Source organism: Streptomyces sp. RLA123, assembly GCF_056270165.1.
Genome location: NZ_JBWDOR010000003.1, coordinates 6973362 through 6998875, shown reverse-complemented (window position 1 = coordinate 6998875; position 25514 = coordinate 6973362). Strand labels below are relative to the sequence as shown.

Sequence of the window (25514 nt, the reverse complement as noted above, 5' to 3'; positions counted from 1 at the left end):
CCGGAGAAACCGCCCTTCAGGGCCGATCGGGCGAATTCTTCCATAAATCACCCATTTGCTGCTTTTCAGATCTTATTACTTTCTGTAATTCTGGAACAACTCATGGTGACAGTCCCCATCACACAGGAGTAGCCCCATGATCCTGTCCATTTCAGGCGTCGTCCTGCTCGGCATCATCGTCTTCCTGTTCTTCCGCAAGGACGGCCTCAAGGCCTCCCACGCACTTGTCTGCGCCCTGTTCGGTTTCTACCTCGCGGGCACCGCCATCGCCCCGAGCATCAAGGCCGGAGGGGCGAGCCTGGCGAGCCTGCTGGGCGGGATCAAGTTCTAGCCGGGCCGTCACCGCACGGTCCACGCACCGGGCCCGGCGCGCCTTCGCACCGGGCCCGCCCCCGTTGTCGTTCCCGTCCCGCAGCGATCCTCTGGAGCTCCTCGTGGCCCGGCGCCCCCTCCCCACTCTGCTGAGCAGCCGCCTCGCGCTCGCCCGCGGGCGCGACATGGCGCGCGGCGTCGCCGACAGCGCCACCGATGTGCTCCATCCGCTGATCGTGATCTCCCGCGGGATGCGCCGCCAGCTCGGCTGGCTGCGGGCCTGGTGGGGCAAGACCCCGCAGGACCGCCGCGGCCCGGCGCTGATGGCCGCGGTGGGGGCGGGCTTCCTGCTCCTGGTGCTCCTGCCGTACGGCGCCTACCTGGCCGTCGCCGCCCTGATGGGCTCGGCGGCGTGGATGGGCCGGGACCGTACTCCGGCGCCGAGCGGTCCCAGCGGCGCGGAGAACGACCGGCTGACCGCGCTGTACGAGTCGCTGGTGCCCTATCTGTCGGACCCGGGCGACCCCAGCCCGCTGTACGCGCACGACGGGAGCTGGGAGAACGTCTTCGGCGACTACGAGTTCGAGGACGGCCGGCTGACCCGGCTGCACCTGAAGTACCCCGCGTACTTCACCGACGGGGAGTCCGTGGCGCGGGCCCGGGTGGAGCATGTCCTGCACGCCAAGGCCGGACGCGGCCGGGAGTACCGCTTCGACTGGAACGAGGAGGAGAACCACCTCACCCTCAGCGCCCTGCCCCCGCTGCCCACCGGCATCGCCGCCCAGCGCTTCGTCACCGCGCCCGGCGAGACCGTGCTCGGCTTCACCGATGCCGAGGCCGTACAGCGCACCGTGCCCGTGACCGACGGCGAGGAGGTCCGCGACGCGCCGCCGGTGGTGTGGCGCACCGGGCCGCGCTCGACCGAACCGCACCTGCTCGCACTCGGCCGCCCCGGCACGGGCACCACCACGCTCCTGCGGTCCATCGCGCTCCAGGCCCTCCCGGACGGCGACCTCGTGGTCATCGACGGCAGCGGGACCGGGGAGTACGCCTGCCTCAACGGACGGCCGGGCGTACTGGCGGTGGAGAGCGGACTCGCCGGCGCGCTGGCCACCCTGGAGTGGGCCGCACACGAGACCGAGCGGCGCCTCATCGCCGTCAACCGGGCCCGGCAGGCCGGCCGGGGCGCGCCGGACGACGTGCGGCGGCCCCTGTGGATCCTGGTCGACGGGCCGACCGCGCTGACCCAGCTCGCGCACGCCGAGGGCCGGCCCGACCCGCAGGAACTGCTGGACGTTCCGCTGCGCCACGGGCGCGGGGCCGGGGTCACCGTGGCCGTCGCCGATCAGCTGGACACCGCCGACTCCCTGTCGCAGGTGGTCGTCGCTCACACCCGCGCACGGGTGCTGCTGGGGGCGGTCAGCACCGACCAGACGCAGGCCGTGCTGGGCGCGCCCCAGGGCACGACCTCCGCCGCGCAGGTCCCCGCGGGACGCGGCTACGCGCGGCTGGGCACCGGTCCGGTGCTGCGCATGCAGGTGCCCGCCACTCCCGACCCGTACGACGAGGAGACCAGCGAGGCCCACCGGCAGGCGGTGCTGTCCCTGCTCCCGGCGGCCGGCGTCGTCCCCGTGGCAAACCCGCCGAAGGTGCCCGACGCCCCCGCCGGGGCGCGCGTGCGGCCGGCCGGCGGGCCGGCGCTGGAGCACTGACGGCCGGCCGCGAGGCATACGACCTCAGGTGCGCGGCGGCAACCGGTGCAGGACGACCTGCGTCAGCGCGCCGCCCGCCACCTCCGCGGTCAGGTAGGTGCAGTGCGGCTGCCGTCTGCGGTCGGTCGGCGAACCGGGGTTGAGCAACCGCATGCCGCCGGGCGCCGTGGAGTCCCAGGGGATGTGACTGTGGCCGAAGACGAGCACGTCCACTCCGGGGAACCGTTCCTCGCAGCGGCGCTCCCGCCCCTGCGCCGGCCCGGTCTCATGGACGACGGCGAAGCGCAGGCCGCCGAGTTCCGCGTGGGCGACCTCGGGCAGCCGGGCGCGCAGGCCGGGGCCGTCGTTGTTCCCGTGGACACCGATCACGCGCCGGGCGCGCGCCTGGAGCAGATCGAGGGTCGCCTCGTCCACCCAGTCGCCGGCGTGGAGGACGACGTCCGCGTGTGCGATCAGGCCCACGAGTTCGGACGGCAGCTCCTTGGCACGTTTGGGCACGTGCGTATCGGACATCACAAGTAGACGCACCTGTCCACGCTAGCCGCCCGGGTCCGCCGGGGCGCGGCACCCGCTCGGCGTGGACGGCGCTTCCCCGCCGTCGTGGGGAACGCGGATCTCATCGCTGAAGGGCCGGGGTCATGTCCGCAGACATCCTCTCCACACAATCGGCGGAACTGGTACAGCCGGCCGAACCGGCCTACGTGAGCACCGCCCGGCACTTCACCTCCGAGATGCTGGTGATGTGGGGGCTGGCCACCGAGGACCGGGACTGCGCCGAGCTGATCGTCGACGAACTCGCCGCCAACGCGGCGCGGCACGGCCGCGCCGAGATGTCGGTGCGCCTCACCATCTGCGGGCGGGGGCTGGTGATCACCGTGACCGACACCGGGGACTCCAGGCCGGGGACGACCGGGCCGGTCGACGGCACCCCGGCGGACGAGCACGGGCGCGGGCTGGACATCGTGCGTCGGCTCGCCGGTTCGACCGCCATCCACGACGACGAGCACACGCACCGGGTGGTGACCACACGGTGCCTGGCGCCGCTCCACCGGCCCGTCGCGCCGACTGGGTCCGCCCAGCCGGTCTGACGGTCACCCCCGTGGGGGCGGTCCGGCCGCCGGGTGATGATGGTCGTGACCCCGCGGTCCGGCACGGCCGGCCCCGGAGCGACCGACGGAGAGGCATTCGGCGTGAACACCGGCACCGCGTCCCCCGGCCGGACGGCACCGCACCGCGTCCTGGTCGTGCTCTTCGACGGGGTGCAGCTGATGGACGTCGCCGGGCCGCTCGAGGTGTACACCGTCGCCAACGAGTACGGCGCGGACTACCTGACGTACACGGCCTCCCTCGACGGCAAGCCGGTGACCAGCACGGCCGGGCTGCCCCTGATGCCCGACATGGCGCTGGACGCGGTCGACTTCCCCCTGGACACCCTCGTCGTCCCCGGGCGGTCCGACTGGTGGGCCGCGGTCTCCGACACCCCGCTCATCGAGGCCGTCACCCGGCTCGCGGAGAACTCCCGCACCGTCGCCGCCGTGTGCGCCGGGGCGTTCCCGCTGGCGGCGACCGGGCTGCTGGACGGACGCCGGGCCGCCACGCACTGGCGGCTCGCCGCCGATCTGGCCGCCCGGTATCCCGCCATCAGGGTGGACTCCGACGCGATCTTCGTACGTGACGGCCGCTTCATCACCTCGGCGGGGATCAGCGCCGGCATCGATCTGGCGCTGGCGCTCGTGGAGTCCGACCACGGGGCGGAGGTCGCCCGCGCCGTCGCGAAGTACCTGGTGGTCTTCATGGCGCGGCCCGGCGGGCAGTCGCAGTTCAGCGTGCGCCAGACGTCGCGGCACGCCGCGCAGTCGGTGCTGCGCGACGTGCTGGACGAGGTGGCGGCCGATCCGGTGGGCGACCACAGCCTGCCGGCGCTCGCGGGGCGTGCGGGGGTGTCCCCCCGTCATCTGACCCGGCTGTTCCGCCACGAGACCGGTGGCACCGCCGCGGAGTACGTCGAGCGCGTCCGTGTGGAGGCCGCTCAGGCGCTGCTGGAGGCGGGCGACGACGCCCTGTCCACCGTCGCCCGGCGCAGCGGCTTCCGGTCGGAGGAGACGATGCGGCGCGCCTTCCGCCGCAGGCTGGGCGTCAGCCCGGGCGCGTACCGCGAGCGCTTCCGCACCACCCACCCCAACGGGTCCTCCCCCGACCGGGGTTGAGCACGGGGAGGCCTTCGCTCACTCGGGCCAGGGCGACTCCAGGATGGTGTCCACGAAGTTGCCGCGGACATAGCCGGGCACGAAGCGCTCCAGCACGTCGGCCTTGACATTGCCGAAGGTGGTGTCAGGGCGGGGCGCGATGCCGTGGGTGAATTCCTTGAGGATGTTGTTCTTGAAGTCCGGCCGCGGGTGGACGGCGACGACCTCCTCCCGCTGCTCCGCCGGGATCTCGTCGTAGCCGATGCCGAGGACGTCCACCTCGACCCCGGAGGTCACCAGGGCGATCTCCGGCGCCATGTGCCAGGGGATCTCCGGCGTGGTGTGCAGGGCGATCCCCTCCCAGACCAGGCGGGCGCGGCTCTTGTCGACGCCGTGCTCCAGCAGGAAGCGGCGGGCCTCGTCGGCGCCGTCGATCTCGAAGCGCTGGTCCGTCCGCGCGAACCGCTCGGTCAGTCCGAGGTCGTGGAAGAGGGCGCCGACGTAGAGCAGTTCGGGGTCGTAGTCCCACCCGCGCAGGCGGCCGCGCATCGAGGCCCAGAAGAAGACCCGGCGCGAGTGGTGGAAGACGACCGGTGACGCCGCGTCCCGCACGAGCTCGGTGGCCTCGTGCACCAGCTTGGTCTCGGGCACCTCGACGTCCGCGATGATCTCGGCCATGGCGTGTCTCCAGGAAGTTCGTGTTGTCGCCCCGGCGGGGCCCGGGGCCGACAGATCCAGTCTGCGTCGCACGGGGCGCGCCGGCCCGGGTCCATGGGGACACGTGACCCACGGATCGGGACATCGCCGCCGCGCCCGCGCCAAACGTCAGTCGCGGTCGGCCAGTTCCGCGATGACCTGGGCATGGCACGGCTCGGGCACGCACCAGCAGCCCAGTCGCCGGCCGCGCAGGCCGGGCAGCATCGCGAGCAGATCGGGCCGCGACAGCAGGTGGTCCCGGTACATCTCCAGGACCTCCTCACGGGTGCCGTCCGGCCCCGGCCGGAAGGGGCTGGCCAGCGGGGACCCCGGCAGATGCCAGCCGCCGCGCTGGGCCGGACGGCCGACGTAGACGACGTCCGCGTAGTCGGGGTCGCCGCGGTGGCCCTTGAGATTGACGACCGTGGTCCTGGCCATGGCCTGCTCCCTCCCTGCGTCCGTGAACGATGGACGGTGGACGGTGGACGAACGGGGCGGCGTCAGGGCAGCTCGGCCGCGAGCACGTCGACCCGGCGGATGTCGGGCGGGGACGCCGGCTTCGACCCGGCCGCCGCCTGAAGGGTTTCGGCGATGCGTCCCTGGAGGTGGGCGGTGCGACCGGTCTCGTCCTCGAAGGAGTCGAAGACCCCGAAGACGGTGGGGCTCTCGCGGAACGAGAACGAGGTGACCGTCCCCGCTTCCGCCCGCGCGAGCTCCAGTGCGTCGCGCAGCATCGTCTCGGCCTCGGCCGCGTGCTCGGGCCTGGCCTCGATGCGGACCAGGAGACCGATCTTCGTCATCACATGCTCCGATTCTGGGCGTTCCCGGGTACCCGGGTTCCGGGGTACCCGGAAGCCCGGGTTCGTCGGCGTGAGCGATCCGTCCGGACACCGAGAACGCTAGGTGCGCCCGGCGTCTCCTCCCAGTGTCGGAAACGGCGTGTCCCATAGCGTTCCCGTCATGGACATAGCCGTGGTGGCGTACGACGGGGTCTTCGACTCGGGGCTCTCCGCGATTCTCGACGTGCTCCAGGCGGCCAACGCCGTGCGCGGGGAGCTGCCGCAGCCCCCCGCCGGAGTGGAACGTGACGACCGTCGGCTTCCGCCGCCGTGTGCGCACCGCCGCCGTGTGCGCACCGGGGCCGGGCACACCGTCGCCGCGGCGCCCTTCGCGGCGGCCGCGGGGGCGGACCTGCTGCTCGTGCCGGCCCTCGCGGAGCGCCGCCCGGACGCCCTGCTGGAGCGTGTGGCGGGGTCCGGGACGGCCCCGGTGCGCCGGCTGGTGGCCCGTACCCGGCAGGAGGGGCAGCCGATCGCCTCGGCGTGCACGGGGACGTTCCTGCTGGCCGAGTCCGGCGTCCTGGACGGGCTGCGCGCGACCACCAGCTGGTGGCTCGCACCGGTCCTCCGGCAGCGCTACCCCGCGGTCACCGTCGACGAGACCCGCGTGGTCACCACGTGCGAGGGCGTGACCACCGCGGGGGCCGCCTTCGGCCACGTCGACCTGGCCCTCGCCGTCGTCCGCATGAGCAGCCCGGCGCTGGCCGACCTGGTCGCCCGCTACCTCGTCGTCGACCACCGGGCGTCCCAGTCCGCGTACATCATCCCCAGCGCGCTGGCCCAGAGCGACCCGACCGTCGCCGCCTTCGAGCGGTGGGTGCGGGACCGGCTCGACGAGCCGATCGGCATCGCGGAGGCCGCACGGGCCGTCGGTGTCGGGGAACGCACGCTCCAGCGCGCGGTGCGCCGCGTCCTCGGCGTCTCCCCCGTCCGCTTCGTCCAGGACCTGCGCGTGGAGCGGGCCTCGCACCTCCTGCGCACCACCGACCTGCCCGTTGAGGCCGTCGCCCGCCGCGTCGGCTACGAGCACGCCAACACCCTGCGCGTTCTTCTGCGCGAGCGCGCGGGCACGACGGCCGGCGCCCTGCGCGGCCGCTGACCGGCGCCGCGCGACATCGCCGCGCGACATCGCCGGGTGCCCGGACGTCCACGGCGGCATCGGGTTCCGGCATCCCGGCGCGGGCACGGACTTCTACGACGGTGAGCCATGGGTCATTGGCCGTGGACCTGTGGCGGCTGGACGACGAGCAGGACTGCCTTCGGCCCGCTGTTCGGCGTGCGCGACTCCGCGGGGTTCCGTCCCCTCGCGGCGGGACGCGGGCTGCCCGACGAGCTGTCCGGCGGCTTGGCGCCCTCCCTGCGTCGGGCGGACGGCCCCGAACTGGAGGACACCACCTGGGTCACGTGGTCCGAGTCGGCCGCTCTGCCAGCCACTGCTGCCCCCGCTCATCTCGCGGGGCGGCTGACCTGGATGCGGACCGCCCTGCCGCACTCGCTCGATCAGTGGCTGGTGCCGTCCGAATGGCCCGCGGACGTCCTCGCCGTCACGGGCCCGGCGCCGCCGGGGCTGCGCGAGGATCGGAGCACCGAGTGGCCGGTTCCGACAGGGACCTGTCACTACGAACCGCTGACCGCGGGTGTGGTACTGGGCGGGGAGACGCACTGGCCGCGTGCCCTCGCCGTGATGCGGGCGATGGCGGGGCGATTCGGCGGCGGCGGGGTACGGCTGGTCGTCGGGTTCTTCTGACCCGCAGGCAGCGGGGCGGACGGCCTACGCTGAGGGTGTGCTCGCGAAGCGGCGCAGGCGTGGCAGCGCGAAGGCCGTCTGCCTGGTGTGGTCGCTGCTCACCGCGCTGCTGCTGGCGGTGGCGGCCTTCACGGCCGCCCATGGGGCGTTCGACGTCGGGGCGCTGGGCCGTGAGGAGCGCGTGGTGCTCCTGGAGTGCGAGAAGCGCACCGGGGAACGGGGGCGGGCGCCGACGGAGTGCACCGGACGGCCGGTCGGCACGGCGGCGCGCCCGGCCGCGTCGCACGATCCGGTGATGGTGCGGTACCCGGGCAGGCCCGGGCAAGTGGTGTCCGTGGTGCGCACCTGGTGGGGTACACGGGTGGCCACCGATCACAGCGTCCTGAACTGGACGATCGGGGTCCTCCTCCCGCTGATCCCGCTCACGGCCGCCGTGCTGTGCGCGTGCGGGGCCACCCGGGAGGCGCGCCGGCGGCGGGCTCAGGGCCGTACGTAGCGCAGGACGCCGAGCATGGCGTCCTCCGGGATCTCGGCCGCAGGAGCGGCCACGCAGGCGTCGAGCCGCTTGCGCAGGCCGTCCGCGTCCAGGCCGGAACCGATCATGACCAGGCGGGTGGCCCGGGACTCCCCGCGGGCCCACGCGGAGGACGTGAAACGCAGGAAGCCGCCCACGGCGTGCAGGGTGAACTTCTGCCGGTGGCCGGGCGCGGCAAAGCGGACGAAGCCCTTCATGCGGAACAGCCCGGCGGGGCGGCTGTCGAGGAACTCCGCCAGGCGGCGCGGGTGCAGAGGCGCCTCGGAGGTGAACTCGACGCTCTCGTAGGAGGCGTGGAGATGTCCCTCGTGGTCGTTGCAGTCGTTGCAGTCGTTGCAGTCGAAGTCATCGGCATGGTCCGCGGACGGTTCCTCGAAGGAGAGCTGACGCGCCGGCGCGTCGTCCGCCGGGCGCGGCCGCGGGTCGAAGAGCAGGCCGGGTTCGACGCGGCCGTGGGCGGCCTCGACGAGCGGGGTCTCCGGGGCGAGCGCGGTCAGGCCCGCGCGGACCCGGCCGAGCGCCGCGGCGTCCACACGGTCGGTCTTGTTGAGGACGACGAGGTCGGCCGCGCGCACATGGCGGTCGAGTTCGGGATGACGGGCCCGGACGGCCTCGAACTCGGCGGCGTCGACGACCTCCACGAGACCGCCGTAGGTGATGGCGGTGTTCGTGCTGGCAAGGAGCAGCCGGATCATGCCCTGCGGTTCGGCGAGCCCGCTGGCCTCGACGACGATGACGTCGATCCGGGCCTGGGGCCGGGAGAGACGGGCGAGCATGTCGTCCATCTCGGTCGCGTCGACCGCGCAGCACAGGCAGCCGTTGTCGAGGGCGACCATCGAGTCCACCTGGCCCGCCACCGACAGGGCGTCGATGTTGATGCTGCCGAAGTCGTTGACGATGGCGCCGATGCGGGTCCCGCCGCTGGTGCGCAGCAGGTGGTTGAGGAGCGTGGTCTTTCCCGAACCCAGGAATCCCGCGAGGACGACGACCGGAATCCGTTGCTTGGCCAAGGCTTCCTCTCCGGGTCCGACTGCGGGCCACTCATCGTAAGCCGCTTGCACCGCGTGGTGCTTCGTGCGGGTGAACGGCAGGCGGCGGCAGAACCGGGGCACCGTCGCCGCTGTCTTCCGACGCGTCCACCGTGACGGCGACAGACCGGGACCGACGGAGGGGACGCATGGCACAGGGAACGGACGCCACGCCCGGGGCAGGAGACGGCACGGTGCTGGTGTGCACAGCGGCGGAGGACGAGGAGGCCGCCTACCGCATCGTCGACCTGATCTCCGGGCACCACCCGGCGACCGAGCCGCAACTGCGGCACACCCCCGACGGGATGGTGGCGTGCGCGCTGCGGGCGCACACACTGCGCGTGATCGGGGACGCGTAGCCGGGCGACGGCACCCGCGGGGAGCAACGGCCCGCGGTGCGACGGAGGTTGACGTCGCGTCGCGGGCCGGTCGCGCCCTGTTGCGAAGCGCCCCGACCGGGCACCATCGAACATGTGGCGGCATCTTGGCGTTGCGATGTCTGCGGACGGGGGGACGACACCGTCCGCGACTGCGGCATCCCGCACCTCCCCCTCGGCGTCTGCGATCCGTGCTTCGCGGACATGACGCGGGCCCGGCGGTCCCCGCAGCCGCGGCCACTGGACGGCCGCGAACTGATGGCCGCGCTGCTCGAGGCGGTGGTTCAGGAGGACATCCGGCGCTCCTCCTGAACGGGGTGCACCGCGAAGGTCGACGGCAGCACGGCACGGCCCCGTGCGGTGGCCCCCGCGGGCACGGGACGTGCGGGCACGGCGCCGGCGCCCGACAGCCCCTCGGCGCGCAGCGCCACCGCACGCACGGGGGCCTGGTGCGCGCCGAGCGCCTCGTGCATCGCATAGGCGGCCTCCGCCAGTTCGCCCGGATCGGAGGTGGCGGCGGGGAAAGTACGGCTGCGGCTGACGGAGGACCCGCCGCCCAGCCGGATGGTGAGGGTGAGGCCGGTCGCCGTGCGGCCCGTGCTCCCCAGCCGGTCCCCGAGGCCGAGGCCGAGTTCGAGGACGGCCCGGCTCAGCGCGCCCCGGTCGGTGGCGTCGGCCGTGAAGAGGCGGTCGGCGGCGAGCGAACCGGGCGGCGACTCGGGGACGAGCGGGCCCGCGTCGACGCCGTGCGCGCGGTCCCACACCGCCCGCCCGGGGCCGGCGCCGAGGATCCGCTGCACCTCGGGCAGCGGAGCGGCGGCCACCCGGCCGACGGTGCCCAGGCCGGCCACGACCAGTGCGCTCACGGCTTCCGCGGTGATCCCGGGGAGGGCCGCGACGGGCTGGGGGCGCAGGAAGTCGGCGACGGCGCCGGGATCGGCGTCCACGGCCCGGATGCGGCCGGCCAGGCTGTCGTGGGCCGCCAGGTACGCCACCGTGCGGCTGCCGGCGACACCGATCGTCAGGCCCACGTCGTACAGCGCGGAGGCCCGGGTGCTGATCATGAGGGCGAGCTGTTCCGGCAGCAGCCCGTAGAAGCCCACCGCGGGGCGCACGTCGGCCACGACCGCGTCCGGCCGCTCGACGCGCACGACCGGCGTGAACTGGCCGACCAGCCCCGCCAGGGCGGCGAGCGTCGCGGGGTCCGTGCCGCCGCAGCGGATGTAGAGCACACAGGGCCCCGGGTCCTGGTCCTGGTAGCGCTCCGGTTCGACCATGGTCGTGCCCGCCTCCGCCCTTCCATTCGAACAGCTGCTCGAATTTCGAGTGTAGGGCATTCCAGGAGCCGGCGCAGGGCACATAGGCTGCGGTTCATGCCCCTGACCGCCGCACAGCGCAGAGCCCTCCTGGAGTCCGACGCGAACACCGGGCTGCTGGGGGCGCGGGAGGCGACCTGCACGGCGCTGGCCAACCAGGGCCTCGCGGTGCGGTACGGACGCACCGGCGGCCACTACCTGACCCCGGAGGGCCTGCGCGTCCGCGCCGAACTGGCCCGCACCGATCTCCCTGCGGCGCGGCCGGCGCCGGAGCCCGGCGGCGACCCGGCGCGCGAGCCGGAGGCCGGCGTGTCAGGGTTCGCGGCCGACGACGGACGGGGCACCGGGGACGGAAGGACCGGCTCCGGCTCCGCTTCCGGCTCGCGCGCCGCCGAGGTCGCGGCGGCCTGGTCCGGCCTGCTGGAGATCCGGCGCGTCCTCCAGGACGGCGACACCGGCCGCCCTGCACCCTGGGAACGCGACCGGTACGTCCACGCCGTCGCCCTCGCCCTGGAGGCCGCGGGCCTCCCGCCGTCCGCCCGCGACGACTCCGGCCGCGCCACCCGGCCCGGCTACACCGTGGCCCCCGCCGCCGCGCAGGACGGCGTCGCCGAGGTCTCCTGGCCCTCGCCCGGGGACGGCCCCGCCGAGGCCGCGCTCGAACGGTGCCGCGCGCTGCTGGAACCCCACGGCTGGCAGTGCACGCTCCACCGCGACCGCGGCGGCCGGGCTGCCTTCCTGCTGGTTTCGCCCCGCCGCGCCTGAAGGAGCACGATGGAGGGGATCCCGCGAAGGAGGAGCACCATGAACTCCAGAGCTTCCGACACCGATCCCCGCGTCTACCTCCAGACCCCCTCCCAGGCGGAGGGCGAGCGGGAGTACGACCCCGCGGAGCGCAGCACCATGGAGATCCACCCCGACGTCCCCCACACCACCCCTTCCCAGGCGGAGGGCGAACGGGTGGAGGAGGACGACCTTCCGCCGACGGCGATGTGAGGCGCGGCAGCGCTTCGGGACGGCAAGGCGTCACGCGAAAGGACACCCAGGGACATCCGTGACCACCCCGCCGGACGGATCGCCGCCGAAGCCGCCTTCACGTCCGACTTCGATCTGCCCGGCGACCTGTCCGTCCAGCAGATCGCCGGCCTGGTGGAGGCCGACCGTCCCGCCATGGACGACCGCCCCGGGATGCACCACAAATACGTGCCCCTGCGAAGGGACGAGCACCTGGGCGTCAACCAGGTCGGCGGCCAACCAGGTCGGCGGCCGCTATGTCTTCGACACCTGGGAGAACGCCGTCGCCTACGTGCGCTTCACCGAACAGCTCGAACTGGAGCCGGGTGTCCCCTTCTGGAACCGGCCGTTCTTCACCCGCGTCGACCGCCGCGTCTGGCGGGTCGCCGGCGCCCACGACCTCACGCCGCTGGCCTCGACACACCACGTCAGCAGGCTGGAGCGCTGGTCCTGCCCGGGGCGGGCGGACGACGCCCGGGTGCTGGAGCACGCGTGGCCGGCCGTCCTCGAGGAGGCCGCGGGGCAGGGGCTGGCCGGCGTCTGGCTGCTGCACCAGCCGGACGAGCGGCAGATCGGCCTGCTCCGCGTCCGCGCCGCGGACTCCGTGTCGGACAGGTCCGCCGTGCAGGACGCCCTCGCCGCGCTGGAACACCTCGACGCCGCCGAGGCGGGCCGCGCCGCCGGTGAGCTCGGCGCGCGCAAGGTGTTCGACCGGACGAGCCTGAACCTCTCCCTGTGGCTGCCGCTGTCACGGAAGGCCGGCGGCGCGGCGTCGAGCGCCCCGTTCACAGCTCTGTACGCCGGGCCGCGGGCACTCCAGTACTCCTCCTGACTCCGCGGACCGGCCCCGCCCTCACCCGTCCCCGCGGGAGAGGACCACCAGGGCCAGGCCGAGCACGCCGAGGCCCGTCCAGGACAGCGGGCCGAGGCGCTCGCCCAGTACGGCGACGCCGAGCAGGGCGGCGACCGCGGGCTCGGCGAGCGTGAGGGTGGTGGCCGCGAAGGCGGACGTACGGCGCAGGCCGTGGCCGAAGAGGCGGTAGGCGAGGAACGTGGTCAGCAGCGCGAGGTGCAGGACGACGGCCGCACCGCGCGCGGTCGGCAGCCACGTCGTCGCCCCCGACGCCAGGACGACCGGCAGTGTGAGAACCCCGGCCGCACCGAAGAGGACGCCCATCACCGCGCCGGGGGCGTGGCCGCCCCCGATGAGCTGGCCGCCGACGAGTGAGTAAAGCGCGTACGACAACCCGGCCAGGGCGGCGAGGGCGACGCCGGTGCCATCCGTGCGGGTGGCCGCGCCACCGCCACCGCCTCCGCCGCCCAGGACGAGCAGGGCACAGCCGAGCACCGCCGTCGCGGTGGCGGCCGTCCATCGCGGGCCCGGACGGTGGAGGCGGACCGCCCAGGCCAGCAGTCCGGTGAAGACCGGCGCGCTCCCGAGCGCGATCACGGTGGCGACGGCCACGCCCGTGCGGGCGACCGCCGGGTGGAACGCGAGCGGGTACCCGGCCACGGCGAGGGCGCCGACGGCGAGCAGCGGACGGCGGCCCCGCCCGGTGGAGCGCAGCAGCGCCGGGACACCCCGGGCGCCGGCCAGCAGGAGCAGGCCGCCGAGGACGAGACCCGCGCCGCCGACCGCTGCGGGCGCCGCACCGGCGGGCGCGAAGGAGGCGGCGGTCCCGGTGGTGCCCCACAGCAGTGCGGCGGTCAGGATCGGCAGGGCGCCCTGGGTGAACCGGGCGCGGCCGCCGGACGGTCGGGCCGCGAGCGGGCGCGCGGGGGCTGCGGGAGAGAGTTCGGGCACGGCGGTGGCCTTTCGTCACGAATCGGAAGGAGCGGATTCGGAACGGGCGCACCGGTGCGGCCCCGGATGGCGCGTGGCCTGCCGGGGGCGCGGGTCCGCGGCGGGCTGTGCCGTCAGTGAGTGCGCCCGGTCAGGCGCACAGCGGCGGCAGAACGACGTGCCAGTAGAGCTTCACCGGGCGATCGTACCGGCCGCGGGTCGCCGGGGCGGGCGTGGCAGGGTGAGGCCATGCCGAATACCGATGCCACGCCCACTGCCACTGCCACTGCCCCTGCCGCTGCCTCCGGAGTCGGCGACGTCGGCGGCGGGGCCCCCGCCCGTGTCCTGGACCTGCGCAGCGACACCGTCACCCGGCCCGGCGAGGCGATGCGCCGGGCGATGGCAGAGGCCCCGGTGGGCGACGACGTCTTCAAGGAGGATCCCACCGTCAACGCCCTGCAGGAGCGGATCGCCGAGCGCCTGGGCTTCGAGGCGGCGCTGTTCGTGTCCTCCGGTACGCAGAGCAATCTGTGCGCTTTGCTGACCCACTGCGGCCGCGGGGACGAGTACATCGCCGGGCAGTCGGCCCATGTCTACCGCTGGGAGGGCGGCGGCGCGGCCGTGCTGGGCGGCATCCAGCCCCATCCGCTGCCGCACCGCGCGGACGGCACGCTGGACCCGGCGGACATCGCGGCGGCGGTCAAGCCGGACGACCCGCACTTCCCGCGCACCCGGCTGCTCTGCCTGGAGAACACCATCGGCGGCCGGCCCGTTTCGCTGGACTACCTGCGCGCGGCCACCGGACTCGCCCGGGAACACGGGCTGGCCACCCACCTGGACGGGGCGCGGCTGTTCAACGCGGCGGTGGCCGCGGGCGGCGACCCGTTCGAGCAGGCGCGGCTGATCGCGGGGAACTTCGACAGCGTCTCGGTCTGCTTCAGCAAGGGCCTCGGCGCCCCGCTCGGTTCCACGCTGCTGGGTTCACGGGACTTCATCGCGCGTGCCCTGCGCTGGCGCAAGGCGCTGGGCGGCGGCATGCGGCAGGCCGGTGTCGTGGCGGCGGGGGCGCTGCACGCCCTGGAGCACCATGTGCCGCGACTGGCCGACGACCACGCGCACGCCGCGCTGTTCGCGGAGGGCCTCAAGGACGTTCCCGGCCTGGTCGTCGAACCCGCGCAGACCAATATGGTCTTCGCCGAGCCGGCGCCGGGGCTGACCGCGGACGAGGTACGCGAACGCCTCGCGGAGCGCGGGGTGCTGTGCGCCGCCTACCCGGGGCGGCTGCGCTTCGTGTTCCACCTGGACATCACCCGCGAGGACACGGAGCGGGCGGTGCGCACGGTGCGGGAGGCACTGGAGGGTTCCTCAACCCACTGACCATGCCGCGTAGTTGACGCGATGCGCCGTCCCGTCACCGCAACCTCCCACGGCTCCCGGATGTCCTAGGGAGTGAGGCCGTCGCACGGCGGTCAGGCGGGGAAGGGGAACCATGGGAGCGGGATTGTCAGCGGGACGGCGCGCGGGGGCGGCCCTCGCGGTGGCCGTGATGGCGGTGACTCCGGTCGTCGCGGGGGGCGGCACGGCGCATGCCGCATCGGCCTGCACAGCGAGCAAGGGGCCGTACCAGAAGCAAGTGGAGAAGTTCCTCGGGCGGCCCGTGGACGGGAAGCAGTCGTCGGCCGACTGCAACGCGATACGCGCCTTCCAGACGAAGAACGGCATCTACCCGAACGCGGGCTACGCGGGACCGGTGACCTGGGGTGTCATGAAGATCATGAACGCCCAGAAGGCGGCCGGCCGCACGCCGAACAAGGCGGGCAAGTGCCCCACGAACAAGGGGCGCATCGCCTGTGTCGACCTGACCCGGCAGCTCAGCTGGATACAGGACGGCAAGACCCTCAAGTTCGGGCCGGTGCCGGTCCGGACGGGCCGCAACGGCTACGAGACGCGGACCGGCCTGAAGAAGATCTACTGGCGGCACATCAACCACTACTCGACGATCTACCACGTCGCGATGCCGTACAGCCAGTTCTTCGACGGCGGCGAGGCGTTCCACTCGATCGCGGGGAGTGTCTGGTCCCCGCCGGGTTCGCACGGCTGCGTGAACATGCGCTCGGCGGACGCGAAGAAGTACTGGAGCATGCTCAAGACCGGTGACGACGTGTACGTGTACGGGCGCAAGCCCGGCACCTGACGGGCAGCCGCCGGGGCACGTGGCGGGACAGCACAGCGGTGCGCGGCGGGCCCGCGCGGGGATTCCCGCGCGGGCCCGCTCTTCTTGGTCCAGACCTCTTGACGGGCTCTTGACCCGGCAGTTCAATCACGGCGTGAACTAAGCCTTGAACAAAGGCGGATGGACCTCCCGCGCCCCCATGCACGACAGCGCCCGGGCCCTCCCGCAGTTGTTCGCATGTCAGGTACATGCCCACCATGAAAGGCAGTGCGCGTGAACACAGTCCCCCCACACCCGCGCCGACGCCCGCGCGTCCGCGGCCTGCTCGCCGCCGGCGTCACCGGCCTCCTCGCCCTCGCCGCCCTCACGACCGCGGGCCCCGCGAGCGGCGTCCCGGCACCGGCCCCCGCCGCCGCGGCGGCCGTCACCACCTTCGCCGACGAGTTCGACGGCCCGGCCGGCAACGGCGTCGACGGCGGCAAGTGGCAGATCGAGACCGGCGACAACGTCAACAACCACGAGCGGCAGTACTACACCGCGGGCAACCGCAACGCCGCCCTCGACGGCCAGGGCCACCTCGTCATCACCGCCCGCAAGGAGAACCCCGCCGGGTACCAGTGCTGGTACGGCAGTTGCCAGTACACCTCGGCCCGGCTGAACACCTCCGGCCGCTTCACCACCACGTACGGGCACGTCGAGACCCGGATGAAACTCCCCCGCGGCCAGGGCATGTGGCCCGCGTTCTGGATGCTGGGCAACAACATCGGCGACGTCGGATGGCCCGCCGGCGGCGAGATCGACATCATGGAGAACGTCGGCTTCGAGCCCGGCTCCGTCCACGGCACGCTCCACGGTCCCGGCTACTCGGGGTCCGGCGGCATCGGCGCCGGCTACACCCTCCCGGGCGGCCAGGCCTTCGCCGACACCTTCCACACCTTCGCCATCGACTGGAGCCCCGACTCCATCAACTGGTCGGTCGACGGCACCGTCTACCAGCGCCGTACCCCCGCCGACCTGGGCGGCCGGCAGTGGGTGTTCAACAAGCCCTTCTTCGTCATCCTCAACCTCGCGGTGGGCGGCTACTGGCCGGGCGACCCGGACGGCAGCACCTCCTTCCCGCAGCAACTCGTCGTCGACTACGTGCGCGTCACCACCTCCGACGGCGGTTCGGGCGGGGGCGGCACCGGGCGCATCACCGGCCTGGCCGGCAAGTGCGTCGACGTCGCCGGCGCCAACCCGGCCAACGGCACCCCCGTCCAGCTCTACGACTGCAACGGCTCGGCCGCCCAGCAGTGGACGGCCGCCGCGGACGGCACCCTGCGCGCCCTGGGCAAGTGCCTGGACGTCAAGGACTTCGGCACCGCCGACGGCTCCCAGCTCCAGCTCTGGGACTGCGCCGGCGGCACCAACCAGAAGTGGACCCTGTCCGCCGCCCACGACATCGTCAACCCGCAGGCGAACAAATGCCTGGACGTCGCGGGCAACAACTCCGCCAACGGCACCCGGCTCCAGCTGTGGACGTGCACCGGCGGCGCGAACCAGAAGTGGACGCTGAGCCCCTGAGCCTGACCTTGTGGACCCCGGACCTGCCGTGCGGAGCGCCGGTCGACGGCGCTCCGCACGGCCGTCCCCCGGGAACGGCAGCGCCGCCGGGCCGCCGAGGGGGGGACCGGCGGGCCCGGCGGCGCGGCCAGGTGGTCAGTACTGCACGTCGGAGCAGGCGTAGAAGGCGTTGCCCGTGTCCGCGACGGTCCACACCGCCAGGATGATGTGGCGCCCGGTGCGACCGGTGGGGATGGCGCCCTGGTGGGTGACGGTCGTCGGGGGCCGGGCTCCGTTGTAGTCGACCGTCAGGAAGGGCGTCGCAGTGAGCGCGGAGCGCGTGAGCGGCCGGCTCGGGTCGAAGCCCTGCTTCGTGATGTAGTACGTGAAGGCGGCGGTCGCGTGTACGGCGGTGAACTGCCGGCGGAAGCTGTAGCTTTGACCGCCCGTCACCTAGGTGGCCGGCCAGCCGGTGCCGCCGCGCGCGTTGTCGAGCTGGGCGAACCGGCTGTTGCCGCCGGCGCAGATGGTGCCGTCGGAGGGTCCGCCGGACAGGAAGCCCTTGGGTCCCTCGGCACTCTGCGGCTCCCACTGGATGTCACCGCAGTTGGTCACCTGCCGTTGGCGCACAGTTTCTGGCGGCTGATCGGGGCGTCCGTGCAGCCATGGCTGTAGGCGCTACCGGTGGACAGGACGGACAGCCCGGCGAGGCCGAGGCCGACAAAGGCCGCACCGGGTTTTCTGGGCGTGCTTCGCTCCTCGGAGAACGTGGGGGAGTTCTGAGAGCAGTTGCGGAGCCTGCAGGACCGGCTTGGTCTGGACCAAACGTGGAGCCACTCCGATGAGTTGTTCATGTCTAGACCAAAAAGGAGAAGCCCCGGCCAGGACGGGGGGATCTGGCCGGGGCAGTCACAGGGGAGCGCAGCGGTAACGATTCTTCACGGTGCGATCCCTAGAAAGTTTAACAGTCAAGGAGAGTGTTTCTCACCATCGAACGCCTCAGCGCTGTGGGGTCGCGCACATCCGCGGGTCGAGCACCCGCTGCAGCCGGTACGCCACGGGGCGGAACCCCACCGCGGGCCAGTTCGCCGCGGACACCGGCGAGCCCGCGGACCAGCTCGCCGTGATGTGCCGGTACCCGTGGTCGTACGCCCACGCCAGCGCGGTGGCCAGCAGGACCCGGCTGATGCCCTCGCCGCGGGCGACATGCGTCACGTACGCCTCGACCAGCTCGACGCACCCCTCCGGCACCACCGGGCCCGGCTCCGCCGGGATCAGCACCACCATGCCGATCTCCTCGCCCCGCCGGAGCGCCACCCATGCACCGCTGCGGGAATCGGCCAGCGCGCCCGCGTAGTGCCTGCGCAGAGCGGCGAGCGCCGGCTCGGACTGCGGGCGGAACACCGCGGAGCCGCGGTCGGCGCGGGCCGCCTCCACCGCCATCCGCCCGATCCGGTCCAGGTCCCCCGGCCCCGCCCGGCGCACCGACAGTGCGTCCACACCGCGCGGCTGGCGGCCCTTGGGCCGCACGGCCATCAGACCGCGGACCCGCTCCAGCCCGAAACCGCACCGGAACCAGGCGAGCGCCGCCTCGTCGTCGGCGGGCAGGTCCACGTAGTGCACATACCGGCGGTCCGCGACCAGCCGCTGCGCCACGGTCGCGTACAGCCCCCGCAGCACGTCGTCCCGCACGTCCACCCGGCCGCCGCGCAGCGCGTGCCCGCCGTACCCCACCAGCGCCGAGCGCGGGTGGGCGCGCAGTGCCGCGCGGTCGTCGTCGGCGAGGTCCAGCGGGGTCGCCGCGAGGTACCCGGTCATGGCGGCGTCGCCACCGCGGGAGGCGACCGCCTCCGTGCGCGGCTCGGCGAGCATCTTCCCGAGCAGTTCCTCGCCGCCCGGCGAGACCGCGGCCCGTCCCGGCTGGAGCGGCAGCCCTCTTCGGGCCTTCCCGTACCAGCGGTCCAGCAGTGCGGCGGCCTCGGGAACGTGCTCGGCGGTCAGCGGAGCTATGGCGACAGTCATGGTGCTCCGGGACGCTAACGGTCGCCGTGGGGCGGCTGCAAGCGGCGCCCGGTCAGCCCGTCCACGCCGGATGCCGGGGGTCGTCGGTATGGACGAGGATGTCCGCGGTCTCCCCCGGCGCGGCCTCCCGCTCGTACCGCTCGTAGGCCGGCAGCGTCCAGCGCTCCTCCTCCGCGGTCCGGCGGGCCAGCGCCGCATGCGACATCCGCAGGTGCACGCTCAGGTCGAACGGGAACCCGTAGCCCTGCAACAGCGCGCCCTCCAGGAGCAGTACGCCGCCCGGCGGCAGTTCCTCGTACGCGGCGCGGGTCGCGCGGTCCGTCTCCGGGTTCCAGCGCGAGGGCAGCACCCGCCCGCTGCCGCCGGGCGCGAGCGGGTCGAACACCTCGCGCCACAGCGCGCCGGTGTCGAGCCAGCGGTCGTAGTAGGCGTCCGGGTCCTGGCGCCCCAGCTCGAAACGCTGCGACGCGGGCCGCCAGTACGTCCGCGCGGTGACCCTCAGCACCGGCCGCCCGCGCAGCCGCAGGGCGTCCGCGAGGCTTTCCGCCAGTGCCTCGGGACGCGCCGCGGGAGCCCCGTCGACGGCCACGCGCGGGCGCTCTCCCCCGTCCTGCGGCCTCAGTTCCACCACGCGGTCGGCCAGCGCTTCGGTCAGCCGTTCCCAGCTCACGGGGGTCAGTCGCACGCCCCCATTGTGCCGGGCCCGCCGGTCCACCCGCCCTCGCGGGGGCGGGTGGACGAGCGGCGGGTGGACGGGCCGCGACTCAGCCGGCGGAGATCTCCGAGCGGTCCCCGCCCCACAGCGTGTGGAACGCGCCCGGCTTGTCGACGCGCCCGTAGGTGTGCGCCCCGAAGAAGTCCCGCAGCCCCTGGACGAGCGCGGCGGGCAGCCGCTCCGCGCGCAGCGCGTCGTAGTACGCGAGCGCGGCGGAGAACCCGGGCGCGGGAACGCCCAGTTGGGTGGCGGTGGTGACGACGCGGCGCCAGGCGTCCTGGGCGGAGCCGAGCGCGTCGGCGAAGTGGGAGTCCGTCAGCAGGGTGGCCCGGCCGGGATCGGAGTCGTACGCCTCCTTGATGCGGTTCAGGAAGCGGGCCCGGATGATGCAACCACCGCGCCAGATGGTGGCCATGGCGCCCGGGTCGACCTCCCAGCCGAACTCCGCGCTGCCGGCCTGGATGAGGTTGAAGCCCTGGGCGTAGGCGACGATCTTCGAGGCGTACAGCGCTTCCTCGACATCGGCGGCGAAGCGGTCGCTCGCCGCGCTGTCCAGCCAGGTCTCACCCGGTCCCGGCAGTCCGCCGCTGGCCTCGCGCAGTTCGGTGCTGCCGGACAGCGAGCGGGCGAACACGGCCTCGGCGATACCGGACGCCGGGACACCGAAGTCGAGCGCGTTCTGCACGGTCCAGCGGCCGGTGCCCTTCTGCTCGGCGCGGTCGAGGACCACGTCGACGAACGGCTTGCCGGTCTCCGCGTCGGTGTGCGCCAGCACCTCGGCCGTGATCTCCACGAGGTACGACTCCAGGCGCCCGGAGTTCCACGTCCGGAAGATGTCCGCGATCTCGCCCGGCCGCTTGCCCGCCGCATGCCGCAGCAGGTCGTACGCCTCGGCGATGAGCTGCATGTCGGCGTACTCGATGCCGTTGTGCACCATCTTCACGAAGTGCCCGGCGCCGTCGGGGCCCACGTGCGTGCAGCACGGGACGCCGTCGACCTTGGCGGCGATGTCCTCCAGGATCGGGCCGAGGGACTCGTAGGACTCGGCCGAACCACCCGGCATGATCGAGGGCCCGTTGAGGGCGCCCTCCTCGCCGCCGGAGATGCCGGTGCCGACGAAGTGCAGGCCCTGCTCGCGCAGTGCCTGCTCCCGGCGGCGGGTGTCGCGGTAGTCGGCGTTGCCGCCGTCGACGACCATGTCGCCCTGTTCGAGCAGCGGCACGAGCTCGTCGATCACGGCGTCGGTGGGGGCACCGGCCTTGACCATGATGATGATGCGCCGGGGACGTTCGAGGGAGTCGACGAACTCCTTGAGGGTCTCCGCGGGGTGGAATTCGCCCTCGCCGCCGAACTCCTCGACCAGGGACCGCGTCCTTGCCGGAGTGCGGTTGTGCAGGGCCACCGGGTGACCGTGCCGCGCGAGGTTCCTGGCCAGGTTGCGGCCCATGACCGCCAGTCCGGTGACGCCGATGCGGGCCTGCTCCGCCATCTGCGGGTCCTCTCTGTTCAGTCGTGCAGGGGTGGGGCACCTACGGCGTCCAGCCTGTCAGCGAAGTACCCGGATCGAGGGAACTTCGGGCGGATCCGTCAGGTGCCCGTGCCTATGCGGTCCTGACCTGCTAGACGAGGCAGTGCGGCCGCCGGGAGCATTGCCGCGGCGGCCGGGGCGCGCGGGGCGCCGGCCCGTACCTGTCCGGCCGGCGGGGGCGGCTGCGGGGGCGCCACCATGGGACTGCCGAGCACCTCGCGGAACCGGCGTGCGTCCTCCGGGAGGTCCCGGCGCCACGCCCAGCCGAGAAAGGGGGCCAGCAGCAGCATGCCCCCGCCGAGCGTGCTGGTGACGCTGAGCTGCACGAACGAGCCCTGTGTGTGGGGCAGCACACGGAAGGCGTACTCGGGGACCTGGGTGCCCAGGGGGCTCCACATCCGCCGCCCCCGGTAGGTGATCCTGCGGCAGGGCTGGTAGACCGAGCAGACCAGCCGGTGTTCGCGGTGGCGGCCCGGGTAGTGGTAGCGGTACACGGCCCGCTCCCCCGGTGGCACGCACTCCGTCGAGACGGCGGCCACGCCCGAACTCCACACCTGAAGGTTGCGGGCGTCGGCCAGGAAGTCGAAGACCTCTTCCACGGTTCGGGTGACGATCACGCTTGTAGACACCGTCGGCATCGCAGACCTCCCCGGTGCCGGCGCGGCCAGCATGTGAGCAGTTCCCTCTTGGCTCCTCACCGACAGCGTGCGGGGGAAATGGCGGCGTGTCGTGGCGGGTGAGCCGTACGGGTGAATGCGAGGCCTGTGACCGGCCGAAACGCCCTTCGGGGGGAACCCAGGCGCGTGCTTTCAGCCGGCCGGGGTACCGGGGGCGGGTTCGCCGGCGGCACTCCGGTCGTGGAACTCGCACCACACGGACTTTCCGGAGCCGTGCGGTTCCACGCCCCAGGCGTCGGCGAGCAGGTCCACCAGCAGCAGCCCGCGGCCGGACAGCTCGCCGTCGCCGGGCCGCCGGCGGCGCGGCCAGTTCGCGGCCAGGTCGTGCACCTCGATGCGCAGCCGCCGGGTGGGACCGGCGCCGTCGTGCGCCGGGGCGGCTGCCGGTGCCGATGCCGGGTCGGGGAGCAGGCGCAGGGTGAGCACGGCGCCGCCGTCGGTGTGCACCAGGGCGTTGGTGATCAGTTCGTCGGCGGCGAGCTCGGCCTCGTCGGCGCGGCCGGGCATGCCCCACGCCGCCATGGCGTCCCGGACCATGGCGCGGGCCCCGGCGAGCGCCCGCGGGTCCCCCGGGGCGACGTGCTGGTGCCGGCGGAGGGCGGGGGCCGACGCGGCGTCACCGTCGCGGCGCAGCAGGAGCAGCGCCATGTCGTCCTCGGTGGCCGGCTCGCCCATGACGGTGGTCAGGTGGTCGGCGAGGTTCTGCAGCCCGCAGGGCCCGTCGCGCAGCGCCCCGGCCAGCAGGCGCACGCCGTCGTCGAGGTCGGCGCCCGGCCGCTCGACGAGTCCGTCACTGAACATCAGAAGCGTTTCGCCCGGGGCGAGTTCGGCCGCGGTCACCGGGTACTCGGGTCGGCCGAACTGCGCGGACAGCCCGAGCGGGAGCCCACCGGAGGTGGGCAGTACGCGGACGGTGCCGTCCGCCTGCCGCACGAGCGGGTCGATGTGCCCGGCCCGGACCACGAGGGTGGCGCCGGTGGCGGGGTCGGCCTGCGCGTACAGGCAGGTGGCGAAGCGGTCGGTGTCCAGCTCGTGCAGGAAGGCGGAGGCGCGGGCCATGACGCTGGCCGGCGGGTGGCCCTCGGCGGCGTAGGCGCGCAGGGCTATCCGCAACTGCCCCATGACGGCGGCGGCGTGCGTGTCGTGTCCCTGGACGTCGCCGATGACGACGGCGACCCGGCCCCCGGGGACCGCCACGACGTCGTACCAGTCGCCGCCGATGTCCCGGGCCAGCCGCGCGGAACGGTAGCGCACGGCTATCTCGGCGCCCGGGACGTCCGGGATCGTGCGGGGCAGCATGGCGGTCTGCAGACCCTGCGCGAGGTCGTGCTCCTGGTCGTACAGGATGGCCCGCTGAAGGCTCTGGGCGATGCTGCCGCCGAGCGCGATCAGCAGATCGCGCTCCTGAGGGGAGAACGTGGTCTTGTGCCGGTAGAGCAGCCCCAGCGCGCCGATCGGCTCGCCCTGCGCGATGAGCGGCAGATAGGCCGCGGCCGAGGCGCCCAGCGGCTCGATGTGCGGCCACAACCTCGGGTAGCGCCGGCCGAATTCCTCGGGCGAGGTGATGAAGCGCGGTGTCCGTGTGCGGACGACCTCGCTCATCGGGTAGTCGTCGTCGATGCGGGTGTACCGGAGCTCCGGGACCCAGCTGGTCTCCTTGGCGTCGCTCACCACATGCACCCGGCCGCCCTCGACCTGGCCGAGGAAGAGGCTGGCGATGCCCAGCCGGTCCATCCTGCGGTTGCCGGTCAGGGCGGCGGTCACGTCGCGGACGGTCACGGCCCGGGCCAGCGACGCGGTCACCTCGACGACGAGGTTGCTCTCGGTGGAGCGGTCCTCCTCCTCGCGCAGGCAGGCGGCGGCCTGGACGAGTTCGTCGGTGGCGTCGATGACGACGCCGATCACGCGGCGGGCCCGGCCCTCGCCGTCGCGCACGATCCGGCCCCGCAGACGCACCCAGCCGCGGCGCCCGTCACGGCGGGTGAGCCGGCTGTAGGCACCCCAGGAGGCCTGGCCCTCGGCGAGCGCCTGCTTGACCGTGCGGTCGACGGCGGCGGCCTCGTCCGGCGTCAGCCGGGACAGCATGGCCCGGGGGTCGCCGTCGAACTCCTCGGGGCCCACGTCGAGAGCGCGCAGCGCGGCGTCGTCCAGATGGACGCGGTCCAGGTCGAGGTCCCAGTCGAAGCCGCCCACGCCGTTGAGCGCCATGTGCGTGGCCGCGGAGGCCGGCCAGCCGGCCGGCACGGGTATCCCGGATGCCGGGGGCGCCCACTCCCGAGACTCAGCCATCACGCCCTCCGGACCTGCCTCCGCCGCGCCGGGCCGCGCCGGAAATGGGGACAGCGTACCCATAGTCCGGTGGGGTGACATGCCATGGACGTCACGCGTGTCGGAAGTGGATGCCGCCGGGGGCCACGGAGGCTCCCCGGCGGCGCCACGGGCCCCGCCGCGGGACCGGTCCGTGCGGCTGACGGGGACTCAGCCGACCGCGGGCGGGGCGTACTTGTAGCCGACCCGCCGCACGGTGACGATGCTGTCGCGGTGATCCGGCCCGAGCTTGCGGCGCAGCCGGGCGACGTGGACGTCGACGGTGCGACCGTCACCCACATGGCCGTATCCCCACACGGTGGTGACGAGCTGGTCCCGGGTGTGCACCCGGTGCGGGTGGGCGACGAGGTGGGCGAGCAGCTCGAACTCCAGGTACGTGAGGTCGAGGGTGCGGCCGTGCACCTGGGCGACACGCCGCTCGGCGTCGACACGCACCAGCGGCGACGGCACGGACGCGACGGGCGGCTCCGGCGCGGGAACCGCCTGCTCCGCGGGGACGAGGACGAGATAGCCGATCATCGGGGGCTGCCCCGCCAGTTCGGGGACCACATGTCCCGGAGCGGGCAGCCAGGTGGCACCGGGCGGCAGGAAGTCGGGAACGGGCGGCGGGACCTCGCCGGGACGCACAGCGCGCAGACGCTGGCGGCCGCCGGCCGGCACGGGGACGGAAGGGGTGAGCGACATGGGGTCTCGGTTCTTTCGCGCGAAGGAGTCGTGGACGACGTCTTGCGCGGGACGACCGGGAAACCGACAGCGGGCGGCAGCCGTGGATCGGTGGCGTCAGCTGTGGGCCGGGGTCCGCGCGGGAACCGCGCGACAACACTCCCGGTCGAACTGGTACTCCTGCCGAGACGGCCAGAACGGCTCGAGGTCGCTGCGACCTGTCGCGGTGTCAGTGAGGCTGGCCATGAAAACCATTGAACCACGGGCCCTGCCCGCCCTGAGCGCGAATGCGCGACCCCGGCCGTCCGGCCCCTTCGGCAG

29 protein-coding genes and 1 pseudogene are annotated in these 25514 nt (G+C 73.7%); 15 read left to right on the top strand and 15 right to left on the bottom strand.

Features of this window, described 5'->3' with window-relative positions; genetic code table 11:
* The first annotated feature begins 136 nt into the window (after positions 1-136).
* Positions 137-331 (top strand): hypothetical protein, encoded by a 195-nt coding sequence (locus tag RV983_RS32145; RefSeq protein WP_018534760.1) that lies wholly within the window; start codon positions 137-139, stop codon positions 329-331.
* 103 nt (positions 332-434) lie between these two features.
* Positions 435-2024, top strand: a complete 1590-nt coding sequence (locus RV983_RS32140) for a P-loop NTPase family protein (RefSeq protein WP_475989216.1) — start codon at positions 435-437, stop codon at positions 2022-2024.
* Between the two features lie 24 nt (positions 2025-2048).
* On the opposite strand, the gene RV983_RS32135 is transcribed toward RV983_RS32140, so the two are convergent.
* On the bottom strand, positions 2049-2552 hold the full coding sequence (locus RV983_RS32135) for a metallophosphoesterase family protein (RefSeq protein WP_475989215.1): 504 nt from the start codon (positions 2550-2552) through the stop codon (positions 2049-2051).
* Between the two features lie 110 nt (positions 2553-2662).
* Between RV983_RS32135 and RV983_RS32130 the strand changes: the two genes are divergently transcribed.
* On the top strand, positions 2663-3112 hold the full coding sequence (locus RV983_RS32130; RefSeq protein WP_475989214.1) for an ATP-binding protein: 450 nt from the start codon (positions 2663-2665) through the stop codon (positions 3110-3112).
* Between the two features lie 102 nt (positions 3113-3214).
* Entirely contained in the window at positions 3215-4231 is a 1017-nt protein-coding gene (locus RV983_RS32125; RefSeq protein WP_475989213.1) for a GlxA family transcriptional regulator, read from the top strand.
* Positions 4232-4249: 18 nt separating this feature from the next.
* Here RV983_RS32125 and RV983_RS32120 read toward each other — a convergent pair whose 3' ends face one another.
* The 3 genes from RV983_RS32120 to RV983_RS32110 form a co-directional block, all read right to left on the bottom strand.
* The gene (locus RV983_RS32120) at positions 4250-4888 is read right to left on the bottom strand and encodes an HD domain-containing protein (RefSeq protein ID WP_475989212.1); all 639 of its coding nucleotides are present in this window, start codon (positions 4886-4888) and stop codon (positions 4250-4252) included.
* A gap of 147 nt (positions 4889-5035) precedes the next feature.
* Positions 5036-5344 carry a DUF4326 domain-containing protein gene (locus RV983_RS32115; protein WP_475989211.1) on the bottom strand — a complete coding sequence of 103 codons (309 nt, stop codon included), beginning with the start codon at positions 5342-5344 and terminating at the stop codon, positions 5036-5038.
* Between the two features lie 62 nt (positions 5345-5406).
* On the bottom strand, positions 5407-5706 hold the full coding sequence (locus RV983_RS32110) for a putative quinol monooxygenase (protein WP_475989210.1): 300 nt from the start codon (positions 5704-5706) through the stop codon (positions 5407-5409).
* A gap of 160 nt (positions 5707-5866) precedes the next feature.
* Between RV983_RS32110 and RV983_RS32105 the strand changes: the two genes are divergently transcribed.
* The 3 genes from RV983_RS32105 (at position 5867) to RV983_RS32095 (ending at position 7988) form a co-directional block, all read left to right on the top strand.
* Positions 5867-6844 (top strand): GlxA family transcriptional regulator, encoded by a 978-nt coding sequence (locus RV983_RS32105; protein WP_475989209.1) that lies wholly within the window; start codon positions 5867-5869, stop codon positions 6842-6844.
* Positions 6845-6952: 108 nt separating this feature from the next.
* A complete protein-coding gene (locus RV983_RS32100) occupies positions 6953-7492 on the top strand; it encodes a hypothetical protein (RefSeq protein ID WP_475989208.1) in 540 nt (179 codons plus the stop codon).
* Between the two features lie 37 nt (positions 7493-7529).
* Positions 7530-7988 carry a hypothetical protein gene (locus RV983_RS32095; protein WP_475989207.1) on the top strand — a complete coding sequence of 153 codons (459 nt, stop codon included), beginning with the start codon at positions 7530-7532 and terminating at the stop codon, positions 7986-7988.
* On the opposite strand, the gene RV983_RS32090 is transcribed toward RV983_RS32095, so the two are convergent.
* A complete protein-coding gene (locus RV983_RS32090; protein WP_475989206.1) occupies positions 7973-9037 on the bottom strand; it encodes a CobW family GTP-binding protein in 1065 nt (354 codons plus the stop codon). The genes RV983_RS32095 and RV983_RS32090 overlap by 16 nt on opposite strands.
* Before the next feature lie 167 nt (positions 9038-9204).
* Between RV983_RS32090 and RV983_RS32085 the strand changes: the two genes are divergently transcribed.
* Both RV983_RS32085 and RV983_RS32080 read left to right on the top strand, forming a co-directional pair.
* The gene (locus tag RV983_RS32085; protein WP_475989205.1) at positions 9205-9414 is read left to right on the top strand and encodes a hypothetical protein; all 210 of its coding nucleotides are present in this window, start codon (positions 9205-9207) and stop codon (positions 9412-9414) included.
* A gap of 114 nt (positions 9415-9528) precedes the next feature.
* Positions 9529-9744: a hypothetical protein gene (locus RV983_RS32080; RefSeq protein WP_475989204.1), complete on the top strand. Its 216-nt coding sequence runs from the start codon at positions 9529-9531 to the stop codon at positions 9742-9744.
* Here the strand turns inward: RV983_RS32080 and RV983_RS32075 are convergent.
* On the bottom strand, positions 9717-10709 hold the full coding sequence (locus tag RV983_RS32075) for a DNA polymerase Y family protein (protein WP_475989203.1): 993 nt from the start codon (positions 10707-10709) through the stop codon (positions 9717-9719). The two genes, RV983_RS32080 and RV983_RS32075, sit on opposite strands and share 28 nt — an antisense overlap.
* Positions 10710-10805: 96 nt before the next feature.
* Here RV983_RS32075 and RV983_RS32070 point away from each other — a divergent pair, with 96 nt between their 5' ends.
* Together RV983_RS32070 and RV983_RS32065 are read left to right on the top strand one after the other, a co-directional pair.
* Positions 10806-11513: a hypothetical protein gene (locus tag RV983_RS32070; RefSeq protein WP_475989202.1), complete on the top strand. Its 708-nt coding sequence runs from the start codon at positions 10806-10808 to the stop codon at positions 11511-11513.
* 39 nt (positions 11514-11552) lie between these two features.
* Positions 11553-11744, top strand: coding sequence for a hypothetical protein (locus RV983_RS32065; RefSeq protein ID WP_475989201.1), 192 nt, complete (start codon positions 11553-11555; stop codon positions 11742-11744).
* Positions 11745-11774: 30 nt separating this feature from the next.
* Here the strand turns inward: RV983_RS32065 and RV983_RS32060 are convergent, their stop codons facing one another.
* The gene (locus RV983_RS32060) at positions 11775-12002 is read right to left on the bottom strand and encodes a hypothetical protein (protein ID WP_475989200.1); all 228 of its coding nucleotides are present in this window, start codon (positions 12000-12002) and stop codon (positions 11775-11777) included.
* 52 nt (positions 12003-12054) lie between these two features.
* Between RV983_RS32060 and RV983_RS32055 the strand changes: the two genes are divergently transcribed.
* Positions 12055-12594, top strand: coding sequence for a hypothetical protein (locus tag RV983_RS32055; protein WP_475989199.1), 540 nt, complete (start codon positions 12055-12057; stop codon positions 12592-12594).
* Between the two features lie 21 nt (positions 12595-12615).
* On the opposite strand, the gene RV983_RS32050 is transcribed toward RV983_RS32055, so the two are convergent.
* Positions 12616-13566, bottom strand: a complete 951-nt coding sequence (locus tag RV983_RS32050; protein WP_475989198.1) for a DMT family transporter — start codon at positions 13564-13566, stop codon at positions 12616-12618.
* Positions 13567-13794: 228 nt separating this feature from the next.
* Between RV983_RS32050 and ltaE the strand changes: the two genes are divergently transcribed.
* The 3 genes from ltaE (at position 13795) to RV983_RS32035 (ending at position 17281) form a co-directional block, all read left to right on the top strand.
* A complete protein-coding gene (gene ltaE, locus RV983_RS32045) occupies positions 13795-14922 on the top strand; it encodes a low-specificity L-threonine aldolase (protein WP_475989197.1) in 1128 nt (375 codons plus the stop codon).
* 169 nt (positions 14923-15091) lie between these two features.
* Positions 15092-15739 (top strand): L,D-transpeptidase family protein, encoded by a 648-nt coding sequence (locus RV983_RS32040; RefSeq protein ID WP_475990523.1) that lies wholly within the window; start codon positions 15092-15094, stop codon positions 15737-15739.
* 300 nt (positions 15740-16039) lie between these two features.
* Entirely contained in the window at positions 16040-17281 is a 1242-nt protein-coding gene (locus RV983_RS32035; protein WP_475990522.1) for an RICIN domain-containing protein, read from the top strand.
* Between the two features lie 135 nt (positions 17282-17416).
* On the opposite strand, the pseudogene RV983_RS32030 reads toward RV983_RS32035, so the two are convergent.
* From RV983_RS32030 to RV983_RS32000, 7 genes and pseudogenes are all read right to left on the bottom strand, one after another.
* Positions 17417-17961, bottom strand: a pseudogene (locus RV983_RS32030) (lytic polysaccharide monooxygenase auxiliary activity family 9 protein).
* Between the two features lie 298 nt (positions 17962-18259).
* On the bottom strand, positions 18260-19282 hold the full coding sequence (locus RV983_RS32025; protein WP_475989196.1) for an N-acetyltransferase family protein: 1023 nt from the start codon (positions 19280-19282) through the stop codon (positions 18260-18262).
* A 52-nt stretch (positions 19283-19334) separates the two neighbouring features.
* Entirely contained in the window at positions 19335-19967 is a 633-nt protein-coding gene (locus tag RV983_RS32020; RefSeq protein ID WP_475989195.1) for a nucleoside/nucleotide kinase family protein, read from the bottom strand.
* A gap of 79 nt (positions 19968-20046) precedes the next feature.
* Positions 20047-21486, bottom strand: coding sequence for an NADP-dependent phosphogluconate dehydrogenase (gene gndA / locus RV983_RS32015; protein ID WP_475989194.1), 1440 nt, complete (start codon positions 21484-21486; stop codon positions 20047-20049).
* Positions 21487-21584: 98 nt separating this feature from the next.
* Positions 21585-22163 carry an SRPBCC family protein gene (locus RV983_RS32010; protein ID WP_475989193.1) on the bottom strand — a complete coding sequence of 193 codons (579 nt, stop codon included), beginning with the start codon at positions 22161-22163 and terminating at the stop codon, positions 21585-21587.
* Positions 22164-22334: 171 nt separating this feature from the next.
* Positions 22335-24491: a SpoIIE family protein phosphatase gene (locus RV983_RS32005; protein ID WP_475989192.1), complete on the bottom strand. Its 2157-nt coding sequence runs from the start codon at positions 24489-24491 to the stop codon at positions 22335-22337.
* A gap of 189 nt (positions 24492-24680) precedes the next feature.
* Positions 24681-25214, bottom strand: a complete 534-nt coding sequence (locus tag RV983_RS32000; RefSeq protein WP_475989191.1) for a winged helix-turn-helix domain-containing protein — start codon at positions 25212-25214, stop codon at positions 24681-24683.
* Positions 25215-25514 lie beyond the last annotated feature (300 nt).